This window comes from Ruegeria sp. CDSB029 (genome assembly GCF_059611125.1).
This window is the reverse complement of sequence record NZ_JBXWOX010000023.1, coordinates 1-17839: the sequence shown is the minus strand read 5'-3', so window position 1 is coordinate 17839 and position 17839 is coordinate 1. Positions and strand designations below refer to the sequence as shown.

General features: G+C 53.1%; 16 protein-coding genes. 10 read left to right on the top strand and 6 right to left on the bottom strand.

Annotated elements, in window-relative coordinates:
• Positions 1–56: 56 nt before the first annotated feature.
• Positions 57–1826 (top strand): tetratricopeptide repeat protein, encoded by a 1770-nt coding sequence (locus AC2FI8_RS20620; RefSeq protein ID WP_282119444.1) that lies wholly within the window; start codon positions 57–59, stop codon positions 1824–1826.
• Between the two features lie 55 nt (positions 1827–1881).
• Here the strand turns inward: AC2FI8_RS20620 and AC2FI8_RS20615 are convergent, their stop codons facing one another.
• From AC2FI8_RS20615 to AC2FI8_RS20600, 4 genes are all read right to left on the bottom strand, one after another.
• On the bottom strand, positions 1882–2742 hold the full coding sequence (locus AC2FI8_RS20615; protein WP_496769990.1) for a hypothetical protein: 861 nt from the start codon (positions 2740–2742) through the stop codon (positions 1882–1884).
• 149 nt (positions 2743–2891) lie between these two features.
• Positions 2892–4187, bottom strand: coding sequence for a gluzincin family metallopeptidase (locus tag AC2FI8_RS20610; RefSeq protein ID WP_496769988.1), 1296 nt, complete (start codon positions 4185–4187; stop codon positions 2892–2894).
• On the bottom strand, positions 4174–5532 hold the full coding sequence (locus AC2FI8_RS20605; RefSeq protein ID WP_496780792.1) for a TfuA-like protein: 1359 nt from the start codon (positions 5530–5532) through the stop codon (positions 4174–4176). Before AC2FI8_RS20605 ends, AC2FI8_RS20610 begins: the two co-directional genes overlap by 14 nt.
• The gene (locus tag AC2FI8_RS20600) at positions 5529–6734 is read right to left on the bottom strand and encodes a YcaO-like family protein (protein WP_496780791.1); all 1206 of its coding nucleotides are present in this window, start codon (positions 6732–6734) and stop codon (positions 5529–5531) included. The genes AC2FI8_RS20605 and AC2FI8_RS20600 overlap by 4 nt, the downstream gene beginning before the upstream one ends.
• A gap of 639 nt (positions 6735–7373) precedes the next feature.
• Between AC2FI8_RS20600 and AC2FI8_RS20595 the strand changes: the two genes are divergently transcribed.
• Both AC2FI8_RS20595 and AC2FI8_RS20590 read left to right on the top strand, forming a co-directional pair.
• Positions 7374–7685, top strand: a complete 312-nt coding sequence (locus tag AC2FI8_RS20595) for a recombinase family protein (protein WP_496780790.1) — start codon at positions 7374–7376, stop codon at positions 7683–7685.
• Entirely contained in the window at positions 7686–7991 is a 306-nt protein-coding gene (locus AC2FI8_RS20590; protein WP_496780789.1) for a helix-turn-helix domain-containing protein, read from the top strand.
• A 1058-nt stretch (positions 7992–9049) separates the two neighbouring features.
• Here AC2FI8_RS20590 and AC2FI8_RS20585 read toward each other — a convergent pair.
• Together AC2FI8_RS20585 and AC2FI8_RS20580 are read right to left on the bottom strand one after the other, a co-directional pair.
• Positions 9050–10267, bottom strand: a complete 1218-nt coding sequence (locus AC2FI8_RS20585) for an HlyD family secretion protein (RefSeq protein ID WP_496726957.1) — start codon at positions 10265–10267, stop codon at positions 9050–9052.
• Complete coding sequence (locus AC2FI8_RS20580) at positions 10264–10644, bottom strand: hypothetical protein (protein WP_496742056.1); 381 nt, start codon at positions 10642–10644, stop codon at positions 10264–10266. The genes AC2FI8_RS20585 and AC2FI8_RS20580 overlap by 4 nt, the downstream gene beginning before the upstream one ends.
• Before the next feature lie 397 nt (positions 10645–11041).
• Between AC2FI8_RS20580 and AC2FI8_RS20575 the strand changes: the two genes are divergently transcribed.
• From AC2FI8_RS20575 to AC2FI8_RS20545, 7 genes are all read left to right on the top strand, one after another.
• Positions 11042–12049 (top strand): helix-turn-helix domain-containing protein, encoded by a 1008-nt coding sequence (locus tag AC2FI8_RS20575; protein WP_496769976.1) that lies wholly within the window; start codon positions 11042–11044, stop codon positions 12047–12049.
• A 153-nt stretch (positions 12050–12202) separates the two neighbouring features.
• Positions 12203–12493, top strand: coding sequence for a hypothetical protein (locus AC2FI8_RS20570; protein WP_496718691.1), 291 nt, complete (start codon positions 12203–12205; stop codon positions 12491–12493).
• 398 nt (positions 12494–12891) lie between these two features.
• Complete coding sequence (locus tag AC2FI8_RS20565) at positions 12892–14274, top strand: cytochrome ubiquinol oxidase subunit I (RefSeq protein ID WP_496769973.1); 1383 nt, start codon at positions 12892–12894, stop codon at positions 14272–14274.
• Entirely contained in the window at positions 14274–15275 is a 1002-nt protein-coding gene (gene cydB / locus AC2FI8_RS20560) for a cytochrome d ubiquinol oxidase subunit II (protein ID WP_496769969.1), read from the top strand. The genes AC2FI8_RS20565 and cydB overlap by 1 nt, the downstream gene beginning before the upstream one ends.
• Complete coding sequence (locus AC2FI8_RS20555; protein ID WP_496726963.1) at positions 15272–15373, top strand: DUF2474 family protein; 102 nt, start codon at positions 15272–15274, stop codon at positions 15371–15373. Before cydB ends, AC2FI8_RS20555 begins: the two co-directional genes overlap by 4 nt.
• Positions 15374–15526: 153 nt before the next feature.
• Complete coding sequence (locus AC2FI8_RS20550; RefSeq protein ID WP_496780788.1) at positions 15527–16096, top strand: hypothetical protein; 570 nt, start codon at positions 15527–15529, stop codon at positions 16094–16096.
• A 411-nt stretch (positions 16097–16507) separates the two neighbouring features.
• Positions 16508–17638, top strand: a complete 1131-nt coding sequence (locus tag AC2FI8_RS20545) for a serine hydrolase domain-containing protein (RefSeq protein WP_496780787.1) — start codon at positions 16508–16510, stop codon at positions 17636–17638.
• Positions 17639–17839 lie beyond the last annotated feature (201 nt).

Sequence of the window (17839 nt, the reverse complement as noted above, 5' to 3'; positions counted from 1 at the left end):
TTTTTGATATATGTTGGTTACGGGTCCGCTACGAATCCGAAAAAAGAGTAACACTTGTGAGTACGACAATTTCTGACATTCCAATTACTCAACGGCTTGGCGCAGTATTGTTCGCTGATGTCGTAGGATACTCCCGGCTCATGAGCGAGAATGAGCTGGATACCTATAATGAATTGAAAGCATTGATTTCTTTGCTTGAGGCATCGTGCGCAAAGTACAACGGCCGAGTGGTTGAGGTACGTGGGGACGGGATTTTGGCCCTGTTCGAAACTGCCACCAGCGCAGTAGAATTCGGGGTCGAATTGCATCAAATCGCAAGCGATCAGAATAAAACCCGCGCGCAGGATCAGCGAATCAAGTTCCGGGCCGGGATTCACCTTGGTGAGATACTGATAGACGAACGTGGCATTCACGGCGACAACGTCAATATCGCGGCACGGTTGCAAGAGATAGCCGAGCCTGAGCGGGTCTATGTCAGCTCTGCCGTGTATGATCAGGTCTGCAATCGCCTGCGATATGGGTACGAGTTTCTGGGGCCAAAACAGCTCAAGAACATCATGAATCCTGTCTCGACCTACTGCGTCCGCAGCGAAGTGGCCGGCGCGACCATGGCCGGCACGATGCGCCCGGATTTGAAAGGGGACATATTCGAACGGCCGGATACGCCTTCGGTGGCCGTTCTGCCCTTCAGCAGCTCTGGCGGCGATGAGTCCGACAGCTGGATCGCCGAAGGTCTGACAGACGACATCATCATGAATCTGTCCAAGTTCCGGAACCTTTTTATCATCGCCCGGAACTCGTCATTTTTCTTCAGGACACAGTCGATGCCTCCGAAAGAGGCCGCGCAAAAGCTGAATGTCCGCTATGTCGCGCGCGGCAGTGTACGTCGGTCAGCCAGTCGGATCAGGATTTCCGCCGAGCTGATTGATGCCAACACCGAGCGCACGATCTGGGGCGAACGGTTCGATCGCAAGATTGACGATATTTTCGACATTCTCGACGAGGTGACGGAGTGCATTGTTGCCGCCACTGCGGTGATGATCGAATCGCATGAAAAGCAGCGCATGATTCAGGCGATTCCAAACGACCTTGAGGCCTATGGTTCTGTCCTGCAAGGTCAGCACCACATCTTCAAATACACCCGAAACGACAACCGAAAGGCGCAAAATTTCTATCAATCAGCCCTTGAGCGCGACGAGGGGTATGCCCGAGCTGCAGCAGCGCTGTCGCGAACCCTAAATATCGACTGGCGTTATTCCTGGGCCGAAGAGCCGTCACAATCGCTGGAAAAGGCGTTGATGTTGGCGCAGCGCGCAATTGAGCTGGACCCGACCGACGCGCGTGGTTTTGGCGAATTGGGCTATGTGCATCTTTACCGCAAAGAGCATGACGCAGCCATCCAATCCTATCAGAGGGCGTTGGCGTTAAACCCAAATGACGCGGATATGCATTCTGACTTTGCTGATGCGCTGGCTCATTCAGGTGACAACGAAACGGCCATAACGCATCTTCAGCAGGCAATGCGTCTAAATCCCTATTTTCCGGATCAATACCTTTGGCATCTTGGTGGGGCGTACTACAACCTCAGACGCTATGAGGATGTAATTGAGACGGTCAACAAGATGAACAATCCGACCGAGGGGCAGCGCATGCTGGCCGCAAGCTATGCTCAGCTAGGTCAAACGGACATGGCCCGTCTTATAAGGGAAAAGCACCGCGAGGCACATCCTAACTTTTCGCTGGCCCGCTGGACGACCGTTCAACCGGATCGGCTAGAGGAAGATACGCAGCACTTTGTGGAAGGTCTGAAAAAAGCCGGGTTCTGAAAAGCAAAGGGGCACCCAATTTCAGGTGCCCCAGAATATTTCTCGCAAACCGGGCTTAGTCGCCGCCGCGCACCTTTGCGCCGCTGACCTTGGCACCGCTCACCTTTGCGCCACTGACTTTGGCACCGCTGACTTTCGCGCCGCTGACCTTTGCACCGCTCACTTTGGCACCGCTTATCGCCGGGCTGTCAAAACCGAAATAGATGTCCAGCAGGACCTGCTCGAACTGGCCGGTCATCACATCCATACGAAATGTGAAGTCAGCCTTGTCGTAGTCCCAGACTCGCATATCATTGGAAAACTGATAATCCGCCGAAGCAACACCAGAAAGCGTCGGACTTACTGGCGCACGAGAACCCTGACCTACAGGCGCATTCGCTTCGGTTGCTGAATCACCTTCACCATGTACCAGGAAAATAGTGGGTTCGGGCAGTTCATAGTACGTGCCTTCATATGCGAAGCCGTAGATCCTGGCGAGTTGGGCATCGTCATCCAGCTGTTCCGCAAGATGATTATTGTTGCCGCGCCGTTTTCTGCGCCTGCCGACTTGCTCGAACTGTTGTTGCCCAAGATCAAATCTGCCTGTTTGCTCCCAAAACGGTTTTTGGGGATCGAACTGCGTGCCCTTCCGCACTCTGATCAACGTCCCGCGTTTAACTTGTGTTTTGTTAAACCAGGAGCTGTCCGTATCGTCCGCCACGGTGTAAATGCCGTTTTGATCCAAATTGGCCTGATTTTTCACCAATACGCGGTCACGCGGCTTCAATGTCACGCCGTCGACTGAGGCCCCCTTCAAAGGAGGTTGCATATTTGCGGTGGTGGCTGCTTTTACTTTGGTTTGTGACTGGATTTTTATATCTTCAATAATTCGACCAAACAACAACACTTCTGAAAAACTGAGCAAGGATTCAGCCATATCTCTCTCTCCCAATTACGGGATCGACGAAGCCAGAACCCTCATCTCCCCCTCAAAATAAGCTCGAAAAATATTCGAGCAAATGCGTTCCAATAAACTTCTTCCGATTGCATGCCACAAAACCGCTTAAAAATAAAGGATTTTACAGGTCATTCCGGCACCTGCGTGCGAACCGAGGCCGAGTGGCTCTCTTCTTCGGGATCGGGCAGACGCGGACCGGCAGACATCAGACCAATATCTCGCATGCGGAAGTTGCCTTCGATGATGTCGCGAAAAGCACCGCCAGTGATTTCCTGGTCGACCGCCAGCAGGGCCTTTTCAACACCGAAATAGCTGAGCATATCCGCATCCAGTCGCTCCCATGTGTCGGCCAGATAGGTTCCCAGAAAATCGCGCGCTTCAAGCAAAGCGATCCGGAAACCTTCCGGGTTTTCGGCATAACGGGCATCGAACACACCCTGCATAACCTCGCTGTAATCCGGAGAGTCTTCCAGTTGATCGGACAGGTGTTCTTCTTCAGGTGAGATCAGCCCATGCAGCAGCAGGCGTTCGTGATAAATGTCTACGAAAATGTCGAACATCGCTCCGGTCAACGGTTCGGAAAGATCGTGTTCGCTGGTCCATCCGGCCGCAAACTCTGACATGGACCGTGTGTTGGCGGCAATTCGGATTTGCGCGTTTTCCCCGAGTTCTGCAAACCGGTTCAGACGATTGAATGTGTAAAGGTTGCCCCGCGTGTTTTTTAACAGAGCGTCAACTACAGAACCAAAATGTAGCGACGCAAGAAGGGCGACCATATCGGCAGCTGACTCGTGAAACCCATAATATTCGCCCGACGCATCCCCATCTGACGGCATACCAATGACGCTATAGATAATGGCATGTCCAATTTCATGGGAGACAACGTCAAAGTTCAGGCTGTATGGCCGGTACTCATCTCCATGTTCGTGCGTGCCGCCTGTTTCCAGAAACCCCCAGCCAATATGTGCGTTATCCAGACTGGGTAGCAGGGACAATTCAAGCCGGTCGAAATCGCGCGCGAAATGCCACGGGATTGGGCGATCAAAATACCCTTGCCACACATCCATTGTAAAATGGGCCGACCCGAACAAATGCGCTGCTTCAAATGCGGGGTCGGATGGGGCAATATGAAAGAAATTCCCGAACTCATCGGGCATTGCGGGCGGCTGAATGTACCCGTCCCACGGCGGCAGATACATACCCGGTCCATTCGGACCTGGAACGATGGCACCGTAAGGTGTGGTTTTTCCAACAGGGTTGACGGTGTACATGCGCGGACCGGAAGGCCCTGGCCCAATGCTGCCTTGCGGAGCCGAAATTTCGACAAGCTCCGGTTGCGCGCCAGGTTCCAGAAAAGGCGATTGCGGATACAGCAGGAACCGTGTGCCGGGTTCTTCGACGCTTGCAGTCTCATGTGTGTTCATCAATCGACCCCTCGTGCCGGGTGGAAGTCACTTTGCTCTTTGGAACCTCCGCACAGGAACTCCTGTGGCAAAACAAAAACTCTGCTTCGATCAATTCACCCAGTTCCACGCGCCCGGATAGGCCAAGCGAGGTTGCGTAGCTGTCCAGGTTATCCGGCACGTCCTGGTCAAGGCGCGCTTCAAAATACCAAACGACCATACGCAGACGATCCGCGCCCGAAAGGTGCCCATTCACAATCGCAGCTTTTTCCTTGGCGGCCGCCCGTTCCCGTAGATCGGTATACTTCCCGGCTCGTTTCAGTTCAGCCAACAATGGCCCATCCAACTGGGTCAAACGCGCGGCGACCGTCGCATCGATCCGAGCGGCATCCGTCAGTATGTCCTCGTATTCCGCAAGGTTCAGATCATTGGCGGCCAGCCATTCCATCAAATGCGCTTTTTGAGACAATCCAGCTTTGGCCCTATGGTCCGTCATCTGCCGGATCAGGGCGTCACGATCAGGTTGCCGATCCTGTTCGGCGGCTTCTTCCTGTGCCATCACGCTCAGCACTGCGCGGTTGCGCAATTCGGCGTAAAGCTCCGGGTCTAACCGCAACTCGTCGATCACCGTGTGTTTCTTTGCTTCGTTGGTGTCGATGCGGTTGCGCAACTGTTTCCACACCAATGTTGGTTCGGTCCGCGTTACGGGACTTGGGGGTAGGGTGCCCTGCGACAGGCAATCCGCCATAAGGGCCAGCATCGCCCGTGCGTCATCTGCCTTGGCATCAATTTGGCCGTCGGGTAGCCAATCCAAAAAGGCCGCTATTCCGGGTAGGTCGCTTAACTCTTTGCCGATGTTTTGCCAAATGCGGTGCCGATAGTGTCTGGATTTCGCATGCTCTAGGATAGTGGCGACGCTTTCAGAAGGTAAAATCCCCTGAGCCTGCGCCTGTTTGACTGTGGCTCGGATAGACACCATCGGTGTACTGAGCGGTTGAAACCCCAGCTCTGCCGGGCTGTGCAGAACCGCGACCTCATCGTCATCCTGCAAAACGCCGCTGAGGTAGTCCTCAAAGATCCCGCCAACACCGATCATTCCAAAATCGGCAAGTTCCGCTGCACGCAGGGCACCCATGCTGGCGCTGCCAAATACCGGTATCCCTTGTTCCATCGCCCACAAGATTTCCTTGTGCCAAACCGAGGGCACACCTTCGAAGAACCCATCTATGATCCCAATGGCGTGCGGTTGATCCTTGGCTGCGCGATAGACATCACCCTGCTGAACAGGGGGCAGGACAGCAGCATTCAACTGTTCGGTGACTTCGTGTGCTGGCAGGGTAGGGCCCACAAATACGACAACGTTCATGCGGTTTCCTGCCTGATCTGCAGCGCTCTTAGGCCCGGTACGTAGTCCGCGTCGTCGTGCGGCGCTTCCAAGCCCGGTATGACCGCCCGAACAACCGAAAGATCATATTCAGGCCGAGACAAGTCCACGATCACCACCTGAGAAACCCCGACGGCCTCTAACCTGATTAACAGCAAAGCCAGGTCATCCTCGAATGTCTTGGTTGAATGCGTCGGGCAGTCCTGAAAATTCCCTGTCGGAGGGGCGCGATCGATCAGATCCCGCACATATCTACGCCGATCCGTTTGCGCCTGATCAGTGAATTCTGCCGGATCCAGATCATCGCGCGCGCCCGAGATATAGGTCAGCCGGGTCTGAGCAGCCTCTGTCACCGCGCGCAGCAACGCGATTGCACGATCCGGATGACATCCGTCGCCGATGCCGATGTGACCAGGCTGCCCGCCAGCCTCGCAGATCACGCAGCGAAAACTGGCAATTCCGATATCCGACGTGGTGTTCCACAGCCCGATCTCCAGATTTGCGGTGGTGATTTTTTCAATGGCCGCCTGACATCGCTGATCATCGACAGTACCGGGATCAATACGCACGGTCGTGGATTGATGAGACCACAGCGTCGTTGCATCGCGCTCAATCAATTCGCAAATCGCATGACAACTCGCTTCGGCGACATTGTTGCCCGAAGCCAAACCATTCGTTGTTCTGGGAAATGCGCGTTGTCCAGCGAGTGGAGGCGTGGTGTAGTCAGTGTCCACCATCTCAAGCGGAACCCAGCAGGTGTGTTGGCTTTTCAAATCCCGGCCTTCGACCCATAACATGTTGCCGTTGGGATCAAATTGCGCGCCAGTGACCTTAGGCAATCGCTCCACTTCCACAACGGTCGCGTCATCCGCCAAATCGGTAAATCTGGCAAGCCGTTGCGGAAGTCGCACACGTTCGGCATGCCAGGATTCGATCGCTTCCATAACGCCTGAAGCTTGCGCTGCCTGCAACGACAGTCCCTTGCCAAGTGACACCGCAACGGATCTGGAATTGGGACGAGCGACCATAACAGTCGGTAAACCAATCCTATCCAGGCCGGTCAAATTTGCGATCCGAGTTATGCCCATTTCCCGAAGAAATGGTTGCACAATTCTTAAGGTGTGCTCGGGGTCGCGCAAACGGTGCGTGTCATACACGTAGGTCTTTTGTGAACTATCGGTCATTTCATCGACCTTGCCATAACAAACGTGCGGGTTCGCACAATATAACAAACTATACGCAAATAGGATGGTAGATGAATTCGCGTGGGTCAACCTTGCTGGTTTCTAGTAGTTATGTTCGAAACGTACAGGTGAATACTTACATCATTATATTTAACATAAGATCAATTATGCGATTTCATCGTCCGCGTTATTTTCATTGTTACCGACAATGGCGGCCATACGTTGAGCTTTCAGGCGTTACAGCGGGAATTAGCCGCGCATATCGAAACAGGAGGCTTGCTGGCAATACTGGCGGTTGAACATTCGTTCATCCTCGAAGCCAGGGACCGGATGAACATTGACCAATTTCTATCCAACGATGTGGTTGTGTTTGACAAGAGCCACCTGAACAAACTGTCACCAACAGAACTCTCTGACGTCTACGCACGATCTGCGAGGAGTTGGCGACCATGAAAAATCAAACATCCTGCCGTGTCAGAATGCTGCGTTCACTTTCGGTGGATCACACATCTCCATGTAACAATTGGGTGCACCACAAATGACATCTAAATGTGACGCGATCCACCGTCCCATTAGGGTGGTCAATTCAACAATGTGACAGATTGAACATCACCCCTACCCTAATGTGATAGATACCAAATGCTCCGCATCGGATATGCCAGAGTCAGCACCACGAGCCAAGATCTCGACATTCAAACGGCAGCATTGAAGAAAGCTGAGTGCGAGATCGTCCGGTCAGAAACAGGGTCAGGTGCATCGCGTGACGGGCGCACGGAATTAGGAACAATCTTCGAGTTATTACGCGTAGGTGATGAACTGGTTGTTCACCGACTTGATCGCCTTGGTCGGACTACGAAGGATGTTCTGAAACTGGTGCATGAACTGGATGCCAAAGGCGCTTCCCTGCGGGTCCTTGAACCGGAAGTGAGTACAGCCGGTGATCTTGGTTGAATGGTGGTAACAGAGCTCGGCATGGTCGCTGATATGGAACTGAAATTCATCCGCGACAGACAGAGAGCGGGTATTGATGCCGCCAAGGAAAGAGGTGTTTATCGTAGCAGACGAAAACAAGTAGATGACGCACAAATTCGATCTCTTGCGGCTAGCGGGTTATCAAAGGCCCAGATCGCACACGATTTGGGTGTGTCTCGGATGACTATATTTCGCGCGCTCGATGCACCGCTTGGGTCGCAGAATGCTTACGACCCAACAATTGTGAAAAACAAGATTGAAGGGCATTCACGCAAGGAAAAGTAGACGCTGTTTCCTGTCGGTTCGGCTTCATAGAATTGAAGATTCAAGCATTGTGGGGATCCCGTGAAGGCACTTGGCGATAGCTGGTCTATCGGAAGCATCTGCGGCGTTATCGGTCTTTTCACTAGGCACAAATGCCCCAGCAGGGTCGAGTTTACCCTTTGCAAATTCCAGTGCTTCTTTTGCACCTCTAGTGAGGCTATCGCCAATCTTAGTCATCGTTCTCTGCCAAAATTTTTGTTCATAACTGATAACATTTCTTGTTGTGCACGTCTGCTAAGCGAGATGTTGTTTTCTCTTGGTTGCAAACTGTCGCAAGGGCGATTGAACAATTTCTCTGAACTCCTTCAGGTGACCAGGTTTTACAGCACCTCTGACCCCCCTGCCCTCACGCTTTTAACGTTCTATTCTTCATTGTCTTGAGATAGCGAAGCCTCAAGCGCTTCGAGCAACATTTGCTCATGGCGAATTGGCATATCATCCACGCTCCAAGCGCGCCGATGGTCAGGCCAAACTTGTTCGAAAAGCTCCTCTGTCAGAACAACAAAGGAAATTCTTCCTCAATGTCTAAGCCAAGTCGGCCCCTTGGAAGCATGCTCGCTCAAATTAAATGCCGTATCTTGGCGCATCTCTGCGTCAAAACGTCTGCCTTGGATTGGCGGCAACTTTGGTCGTTTCATTCGTTTTCCTTTCAATCCGCACAACAGCAGACACGGAGAAATCCGTGTTGGGTGCGGTTAAGTGGAAAACAATCAGGGCTTGATCTCAGCTAGCATGACATAGCCCTGTCGGCAATGTCGTTTGGTGGCGCGAACCAGCCACACGCCAGGCTTGATTGGAAACACCGTAACGCGGACAAAACGGACATTCCGGGCTACTGTATGTGGTTGTCATTTTCCTGCATAAGATCACCTGAGCGGACAGTCAAATCGTTCGCCGTGTGGCAGAAAGCCGTCACATAACTCGCATTTAATTGACATGCGATCTGTCTGCAAATTGTCGAAACGGCTCCCAACATTTGTTGGAAGCCGCACTTGTTGAAAATGGATGGAGTTGGAAAGTCAGGCGTGACCACCACCGATCAAGCCGATACCCGATGTCAGACCGAACCAAGCTTTGACCCGTAGACCGACCGCTTTGATGATACCCATGGCCTGAATCCCGTGGGCGACAAGTGTTCCTTCCATTTCGCCTTCAAAATTGGTGGTGTAGGATTGTACAATGCAACCGCTACCTGGAACCAAAAGTTCGCGGTGTTCTGGGTGCACCAGATCAAGATGCACAACGATCTGACCCCGTTTAGCCTTTTCGCTCGGCTCGATCAGGCGACCGCTGGGCGCTAGCTGACCGGAAGAAATCTGCTCCTGAATACGTACGATCCTTGCAGGAAGAACGGTATTGCGCATCGAGATGTTGAAGTTACTTTCGCACGCCACTTCCGCCGCCATACCTTCGTACAATTCAGTGCGAGAAACCTGCGAGAAGCCAGCGACGATACGTCCTCGCTCAGCATCCTTGCGGTCGGGTACGATCAGCATAGCCGGGCTCATCGCGGCTTGCGCTGCGCGTGATCCGACATTTAGGGTGACCTGTTCAACGACACCGTCGACAGAGCTGAGCGTCAATGTCTTTGACAGTTCCACCTGAGCCTGCTTCAACGACGCGCGCGCCGATGCAAGTTGGGCAGGCAGAACAGCACTAGCTTGGACTTGTGCCACGCCAAGTTGCGTTTCCGCAGCCTCTACCTCTGCTTCCCGAGTACTCAAGGTTGCCTGGGCGCGTTCCAACTGGCTCACTTGAAATGCTGCAGAGCCCTTTGCTTGAAGTGCCTCGTGATCCATCAACACCAGCTCAGCCTGTTCTCTGGCGGTAACTGCGGCATCCACCACTGCCTGAGCAGTTTGGACCTGCAATTCAGCTGCCAGTTTCGCGCTTTCTATCTCCTCAACTTTACGGGTTGCAAAATCTACTGCAGCTTGTTCCGACGCATTCTCGACTGCAAACAGCGGATCGCCCGGTTCCACACGATCACCGCCCTTTACGTAGATATCTGTTACTGTTCCACCGTTCTCAGCAACGACCGGAACAGTTCTGAATGGCACAAGACCTGTGTAAGATTTTGGGTAGTAGTAGAACACGGCAAAGAAGACGATCAGTGCTAGTACGAACCACATGAAGAGCGCTCGGTGAACGTTGTACAGGGTGACTGGAATCCCGCGCCATTTTAGGTAGATCACCCGCAGGACAAACGGAAAAGATGTGACGAGCAGTTCAATCATTTTACCAGCTCCTCTGTCGAAGGCCGCCACCACAACATGAAGTCGCGGGCGATTGCAGTCAGGATCAGCGCGCCTGGCAGCAGAATGCTGAAGTGGCTGAGCGCGGGCATCAATTCGTACGCCAAGGCTATGGTAAGCATCACCGGAATAGTTGTGCGCAGCGGAGTGCCGATTGATTTGCGCTCGGTATAGCGTTCAAAGCGGGCATAGAGGTGTACTACCAGTAGGATCGCAAGGAAGAGGACAATCAGGCCGACCCAAGCATAGGTGTCGGTCTGATTGGGCGCGACCCACCATCTCGGATCGCCGCCAGCAGCGAAGGCAGGAGTTGAGATGACGCCAAGTATAGGGGCCATCAGGAACGCGGGTGGTTTCATTTTTCAGGTCCTTTTGTTTCGCAGCCGTGCTGCGTGTGAAGATTTTAGGTGTCTGTGGAAATTCAGTTCTCGGTCTGATTTTGAGATGGTTCTGAGGGCTGTTCCTGCGGGACATAGGGGGGATCCCAGCGACGTCCGTTCGCTGTTTTTTCGCCAAGCGCCAATGAGCGCAGACCGTGGATGTTCCCCCCGGACCACTCTTGTTTGGCGGAGTTTTGGATTGCCTTCAGTACGCGGTAGTACCTTGCGAAGTAGATCATGGTCGTTTCCTTTCTGATGACCCGGACCTAACCGTCATCGCATCCGCGATCCTGAGGGTTCTGGACATTTGTTATTGGCTTCTGGACAATTGCAGTGACTGCAGGAGGTTGCGTGCAAGTCAGGGGAGGACGCAAAAGTGCCACGCATCAGCGCTTATAGACTGCAAAATGTAGGGCTGCGTTATTCGCAAGAGCCCGGCGCGCGGGTTCCGTTTCCTGAAGTCCTGGAAATGGCGGGAGCACCCTCTGATATCGTCGACAGCCCCGACGCCACTGTCGAGCTGCTACATGAAGCAGGCGCTGTGGAAACCGCGTGTCGTATTTTGGAAGACAAGACCTTCGCCGCTCGGGTCGGGCTTTCGGCACAAGGTCCCGGAACACTTCTGGCTTACATCGTGCGGGCTGCCGAAACGGTGGAAGACGCGCTGGTATTGACGCAGCGCTTTTATGCAATGCAAGACCCTGACTTGCGTCTTGACGTGGTCGGGGCGCCCAACGAGCCAAAGATAACTCTGGAGAGCAGTGTTATCCCGGCGCATCAATATCCTCGCCATCGCGAAATGCTGATTTTCGGCCTTTACAAGCGAGTGCAACAAATCACCTCTGGCGGCCTTGCCCCGATCTCGATTGAGTTGGAAACGGACGATGCCGAGCACTGCCAGCTACTGGCCGATTTGGCGAGATGTGAAGTCTTAGGCTTCAAGTCCGGATACGCCCTGGCTCTGCCCTCAAACGGCATGAGTTTTCGGATACCAACGGCAGATCCCACCTTATTAGGGCATTTACGCAGGCACGGAGAAGAGCAACTGAAGGCTCAGCCTGATGCAGTCCGCAGTCTGTCCGACCGCATTGTGGACATGCTCGGGGAGCGTCTTCCCGGACCGATACCAAACGGCGACGATATAGCCGGAGAGCTTGGACTGACGCGGCGTACCATGACCCGGCATCTGTCGGCTGAAGGAACAAGTTTCAAGGCACTACTGGAAGGGGTGTTGTGCGACCTGTCCAAGCGGATGCTTCGTAGCGGCGAGGGCGTCGCCCGCGTGGCCTTTATGCTCGGTTTCGCCGATCAGGCTGCTTTCTCAGTAGCGTTCAAACGGTGGACAGGTGAAACGCCGGCAAGGTTCCGTAAAACGGGCCGGTAGCTTTTTCTGGTCCATGCAATCCAGAAAGCGCCCAGATGTCCAAGATCCACAAAACCTTGTCCCGTCTCCAAAAGAAAGCAGGCCGTCAGGTCACCTAGTTCAATGGCACACAGCAGCCGCGGTGGTTGCTAACCCAGAACAAGGATGAACCCTATGAAGACCTCGAAGAAATTCTTTATCGCCCCGATCTCAGGCGCACTTCTGATCACCATGGCTGCTACAGCCCATGCTGACTACGTCACCGACAAAGCGATCAAAGGAGCGGTTGTCGGTGCCACTGTCGCCGGTATCGCTGGCGAAAGCATCGTAGGTGGCGCGGCCGCTGGTGCCGCGGTCGGAGCCGTAGGAGGTGCGATCCAAAAGGACAATTTTGAAGACGCGCAAGACGAAGCCCAAGAACGTCGCGACGACTTTAAAGAAGAACACAAAGACTGGAACGACTAAGACACGACCGCCAGCGAAACAAAAAAAGGAGAAATACCGCCGAACAAACCTGACCGGTCAGCATGCGCTGTTAGCATCCAGACGCTGTTTGACTGACCATCCCACACAGAACTCGCACAGTTTCTGAGAGGTTGCCATCCTGCTCGTAATCGAGCCGGGTGGCAACTTTGTTTTGGGCCTTCGAACGCCACACGTTCGCGGCGTTCTCGGTTTCAAATTTCAGTCGCCCATCTCGAACCGAGTTTTGTCCAAAACCCAAAAACAACCGTCCAGAACCCAAACGAACTGAAACAGCTACCAACCCAAATCCAACTCATCTGAATGACATCGACGAGTTGGCAGCCGAAACACTTCTGTTCACTGCCGCTCTTTGGAACCCAATGCCTAAGGAAGCGGCAATGAACCTATTCGCAAACTTCGACGCAGAAACCCTGGCACGCATCCAGTTTGCCTTTACCGTGTCGTTTCACATCATCTTCCCGGCCTTTTCTATCGGCTTGGCAAGCTTCTTGGCTGTTCTCAATGGCCTCTGGCTATGGCGAAAAGACAAGGTCTACCTGAACCTCTTCAACTACTGGAAAAAGATATTCGCCGTTGGCTTCGCGATGGGTGTCGTGTCCGGCATCGTGATGTCTTACCAATTCGGCACGAACTGGAGCGCATTCTCGGACACCGCTGGTCCCGTAATCGGCCCCTTGATGGCCTATGAAGTCATGACAGCCTTTTTCCTTGAGGCAGGCTTCCTCGGCATAATGCTTTTCGGTCGCGAACGCGTCGGTCGCGGTTTACACATGATGGCCACGGCGATGGTCGCCGTTGGCACGCTGATTTCGGCAACGTGGATATTGTCGGTCAATTCCTGGATGCAAACCCCGGCTGGGTTTGACATCAACGAACTGGGGCAGTTCATTCCCGTCGACTGGTGGTCGATTGTCTTCAATCCGTCCTTCCCCTACCGCCTGACACACATGGTTCTTGCCGCTTACCTCACCACTGCTTTCGTGGTGGCCGGTGTTGCGGCCTGGCACTTGTTACGCCGCAATCGCACGGCTGAGGTCACCCGAATGTTCTCGATGGCAATGTGGATGGCCGTTCTGGTCACCCCTCTGCAGATCGTTGCCGGCGACCTTCATGGTTTGAACACGCTGGAGCATCAGCCGCAGAAAGTGATGGCGATGGAAGGTCACTTCGACAGCCATCCCGAAGGTGCACCGCTTATCCTGTTCGGCATTCCGAACGAGGATGAAAAACGCGTGGACTATGCCATCGAAATCCCGAAACTATCTTCGCTGATCCTGAAACATGATCCCAACGCGCCGCTTGAAGGGCTGGACACTATCCCCGACGACGAAGAACCCCCGGTCGCGATTGTGTTCTACAGCTTCCGCATTATGCTCGCTATCGGCTTTGCCATGCTGGGCATCGGCTTGTGGTCGCTTGTTCTGCGGGTTCGCGGCCGCCTCAACGAAGATCGTTGGCTGCACCGGACATCCGTTCTGTTGGCGCCCAGCGGGTTCGTGGCGGTACTGGCCGGTTGGATCACCACCGAAGTCGGGCGCCAACCGTACACTGTGTATGGGCTGATGCGGACATCGGACTCACTCTCACAAGTGGATGCACCTACAGTTGCCGCGTCTCTGATTGCCTTCATCGTTGTGTATTTCGCGGTGTTCGGAGCGGGCACGTTCTACATGCTGCGCCTCATGGGGAAACCACCTGTCGAAGGTTTCCAGAAAAGTCACAAACCCATTGAAATCTCTATTTTGTCGGAGACAGCGTAATGCTTGAACTCTCGACAATCTGGGCCGGTATCATTGCCTTTTCCGTTCTGACTTATGTGATCCTGGACGGTTTCGATCTTGGAATTGGAATCCTCTTTCCATTCGCGAAATCCGACAAAGATCGCGATGTCATGATGAACTCGGTCACGCCTGTATGGGACGGTAACGAGACCTGGCTGGTCATGGGGGGCGGAGGTTTGTTCGCCGTTTTCCCGCTTGCTTATTCTGTGGTGATGCCCGCGATCTACATGCCCGTCATCATCATGCTTCTTGCGCTTGTTTTCCGCGGTGTCGCCTTCGAATACCGGTGGCGAACGGAGCGCGGGCGCTGGCTATGGGATGTTGCGTTTCACAGTGGGTCAACCGTAGCCGCCCTCTGCCAAGGCATCGCGCTTGGCGCGCTGGTCCAGGGTATCCCGGTCGAGGATCGGCTGTACGCAGGCGGACAATGGGATTGGCTGACGCCGTTCTCTGTCACGACGGGTGTGGCCTTGGTGATCGGGTATGCCTTGCTAGGAGCAACCTGGCTCAACATGAAAACCAAGGGCGAGATACAGCGCCAGATGCGTTCTTTTACCCGCCCGCTGATGCTAATGACGCTCGCGTTGATTGGCCTCATCAGTCTTTTGACCCCGTTCCAAGATCCGGTCTATCTGATCAGATGGTTTTCGTGGCCCGGTATCGTTTTCTCTGTACTAGTGCCAGCTATCGTTGCTGTTATTGCATGGATGCTTGATCGCGGCCTGAGGGAACAGAGAGACTATCAACCCTTCTTCTGGGCCATTGCCTTATTCGTCGTCTGCTTCATCGGCATTGGGATCAGCTTCTATCCCTATATGCTACCCCCAAGCCTCACGATTGCCGAAGCCGCCGCGCCGGATAAGAGCTTGGCCTTCGCTCTGGTCGGGGCCGTCGTTCTGTTGCCCATAATCCTGGCCTATACCGCCTACACGTACTGGGTTTTCCGCGGAAAGGTCGATCCAGAGGAGAGCTACCATTGAAACTGCTAAAGCAAGTTTTCTGGTTCAGCGCGATCTGGTTCGGCAGCGTCTTTTGCCTAGCGACTGTCGCTTACGTAATCAGGATGTTCATCACTTGAGATGGCAAGGACACCAATGTTCGCGCGTCGGCATGTCTAGATCACGCAAATATCAGTCCAAGCGCCGAAAGAAACTCCGTTCCGGCCTACCAAATTCCCAAGAACAAGCGGCTGGCTAGGTCGTCTCAAATTTAACAAACCAAGGGGGCTGTTATGCTTTCTCGTCCAAAACCAATATCCGTGCGGTGGGATCAGATTGATCCGGATCTGCCCAAACCACCTAAGCCAAAAAACCGGAGCGACAGACGCTCGTCTGGCAAGTTACCAAAATTGTTCACCGGGCACCTTGCCGCAGGGCTTGCTACCTTTGTTCTATTGCCCTTCACCTCGGCCCTAGCAGGGACGGTCACGAAAGACCTCGCTCCAATTGTGGACATGTTGCTAGTCCTGCTCTCTGCATTTGTTGTTTTTGCTTTCACAGCCGCAATAGTTTTGAAAGGGTCAACACTGCGGGCTGTTTTCGGGCGAGGATTGGCCTCTCTCGGTACAGCGCTCATCATTTCACCCGTGGGGTTCTCGGTCCTGTTCGCATTGTACCTGCAAGACTGGGTATCGATCGTAGCGGGCACATCTATCGAGCAGGCAGGAAGAACAGCGATATCCCTATTTGGTGGTGTTTTCATTGCAAATGCCCTCGCAGGGGGATTGGCGTTTGGTTGTTTATCTCTGTTACTTGGGATTAGGCTAATGCAAAATCGTCCAAAACCACTTGTTTCGCCTTAGACGAGTGAACTTCCGCTTTGGGCTGACCGCGGTCCTTTGGAGCAAAAATGCGGATGGCTGCAAATTCCCCTTTTCAGCCACCCGACACCGGACGTTGGAAACCAGACGGCTAATGGCCGTGAGCGGACAAAGCCGCCTTAGGCTCAACGGTTGATGATGACCGGTCTCGCACGAAGCGGACCTTCATTACGAGCTTTACATCCTCCGAGATCCGGACGAAGCGGGCATTGCATGAGGCGACTAGCGCACGTGTATCAGCCAACCGGCGCTTGCGACTACTATGCTGTCCTACCAGAAGACTGGTCGCAGTCGTCTGACCGCCCCGCGGCCCAGGCACAAGAAGCTAGATACCAGAGCTGAAGCATGGCTGGATTGCTTAGACATTACCTAATCCTGCGGAGATCCCCTAAAATGAAAAGAAATGCTAAAAAGCTGTTAGTGACATCCGCTATTGCTATAGCTCTTTTGGGCTCTGGTGCGGCACGTACTTCTCCTACCGAACCAGCAAGCGCAGAGGCTGGTTCATTCTGGGATGAAACCGTTGAGTCTGTAGATAGAAGCCCATGGATATTTGAAGGGACAAATGTTTTTGGAGAATTAGCACGATTTCCACCGTCAGATTGGGTACGTACTCTTGAAAAAGCCCCATACCCAACTGAGCTTGAGAACTTAGTTTTTTTGGCTAGCTATAATGAAGAACAAAATATCAGAGATTGGTTGCATCAAACGCATACCGATAGTTTTTTGATTTATCACGATGGTAAACTCGTCGCTGAAAAGTATTTCAATGGCATGAGAGCGGATACGTCCCACCGCATTCACTCTATCACCAAGACAGTGTTGTGTATGGCAGCAGGGTTGGCGGTTGAGGCGGGGAAATTAGATCCAAAAAAGTTGATCACTGAATACCTGCCTGAGTTGGATGGCTCAGCATTCAAAAATACAACGGTTAGACATCTACTTGATATGACCGCTGCTGTTGATTGGAAAGATGCTTCCAGTGGTTACTTAGACGATGCCGGTGATCTGTTCTGTTCCTTGGGTCAGGACCTCTCTGAAAAAGTTGAAATTTGTGACACTGAGTCTGGCGTTAAAGAGTATTTGATTTCTCTGAGTGAACGCGAGAACTTAGTAGAAGACGGTGAAGTATATAGTTACCGTTCAGTGCTATCTGCACTACTTGGTATGGTTATCGAGTCGGCGACCGGTGAGAGCTATTTAGATGTACTGGCCGAATTGTGGCAGGACATCGGTGCTAAGGACCCTGCATATAGCGAACTGGGGCCCAAAAGGATTGTTCAAACCAGTGGCGGGTTATTCACTAGCTCTCGTGACCTATTACGATTTGGCAAAATGATGCTGGACAACGGTAAGGTTAACGACACTCAAGTTATCCCTTCAGATTGGATAGCTGACACTATTCAAGCAAATGACGATGTGGTTATGGTGAAGCTATCAAGCCAGCCAGAAGTTCAGAACACACCTATGTACCTGGACTCGATGGTTGCGATGAAATTAATTGCAGAGACTTTGAGCAAATGAATTTTAAAGCGCGTTAACCTATAACGCAGAGCCAAATAGCTCAGCTTTGCCAGCGTTTTGGCATAACCAAGCCTTCTCCTTGTCGCTCTTTAAAGACAAGCCAAGTATTACGTTTAGCGTCGTCGGGTCAGTACCGGGTTAAGACGACAGCGACCGCAGCAAACACCACACCAATCAACAGAGCCTTTGTATTCATTGACG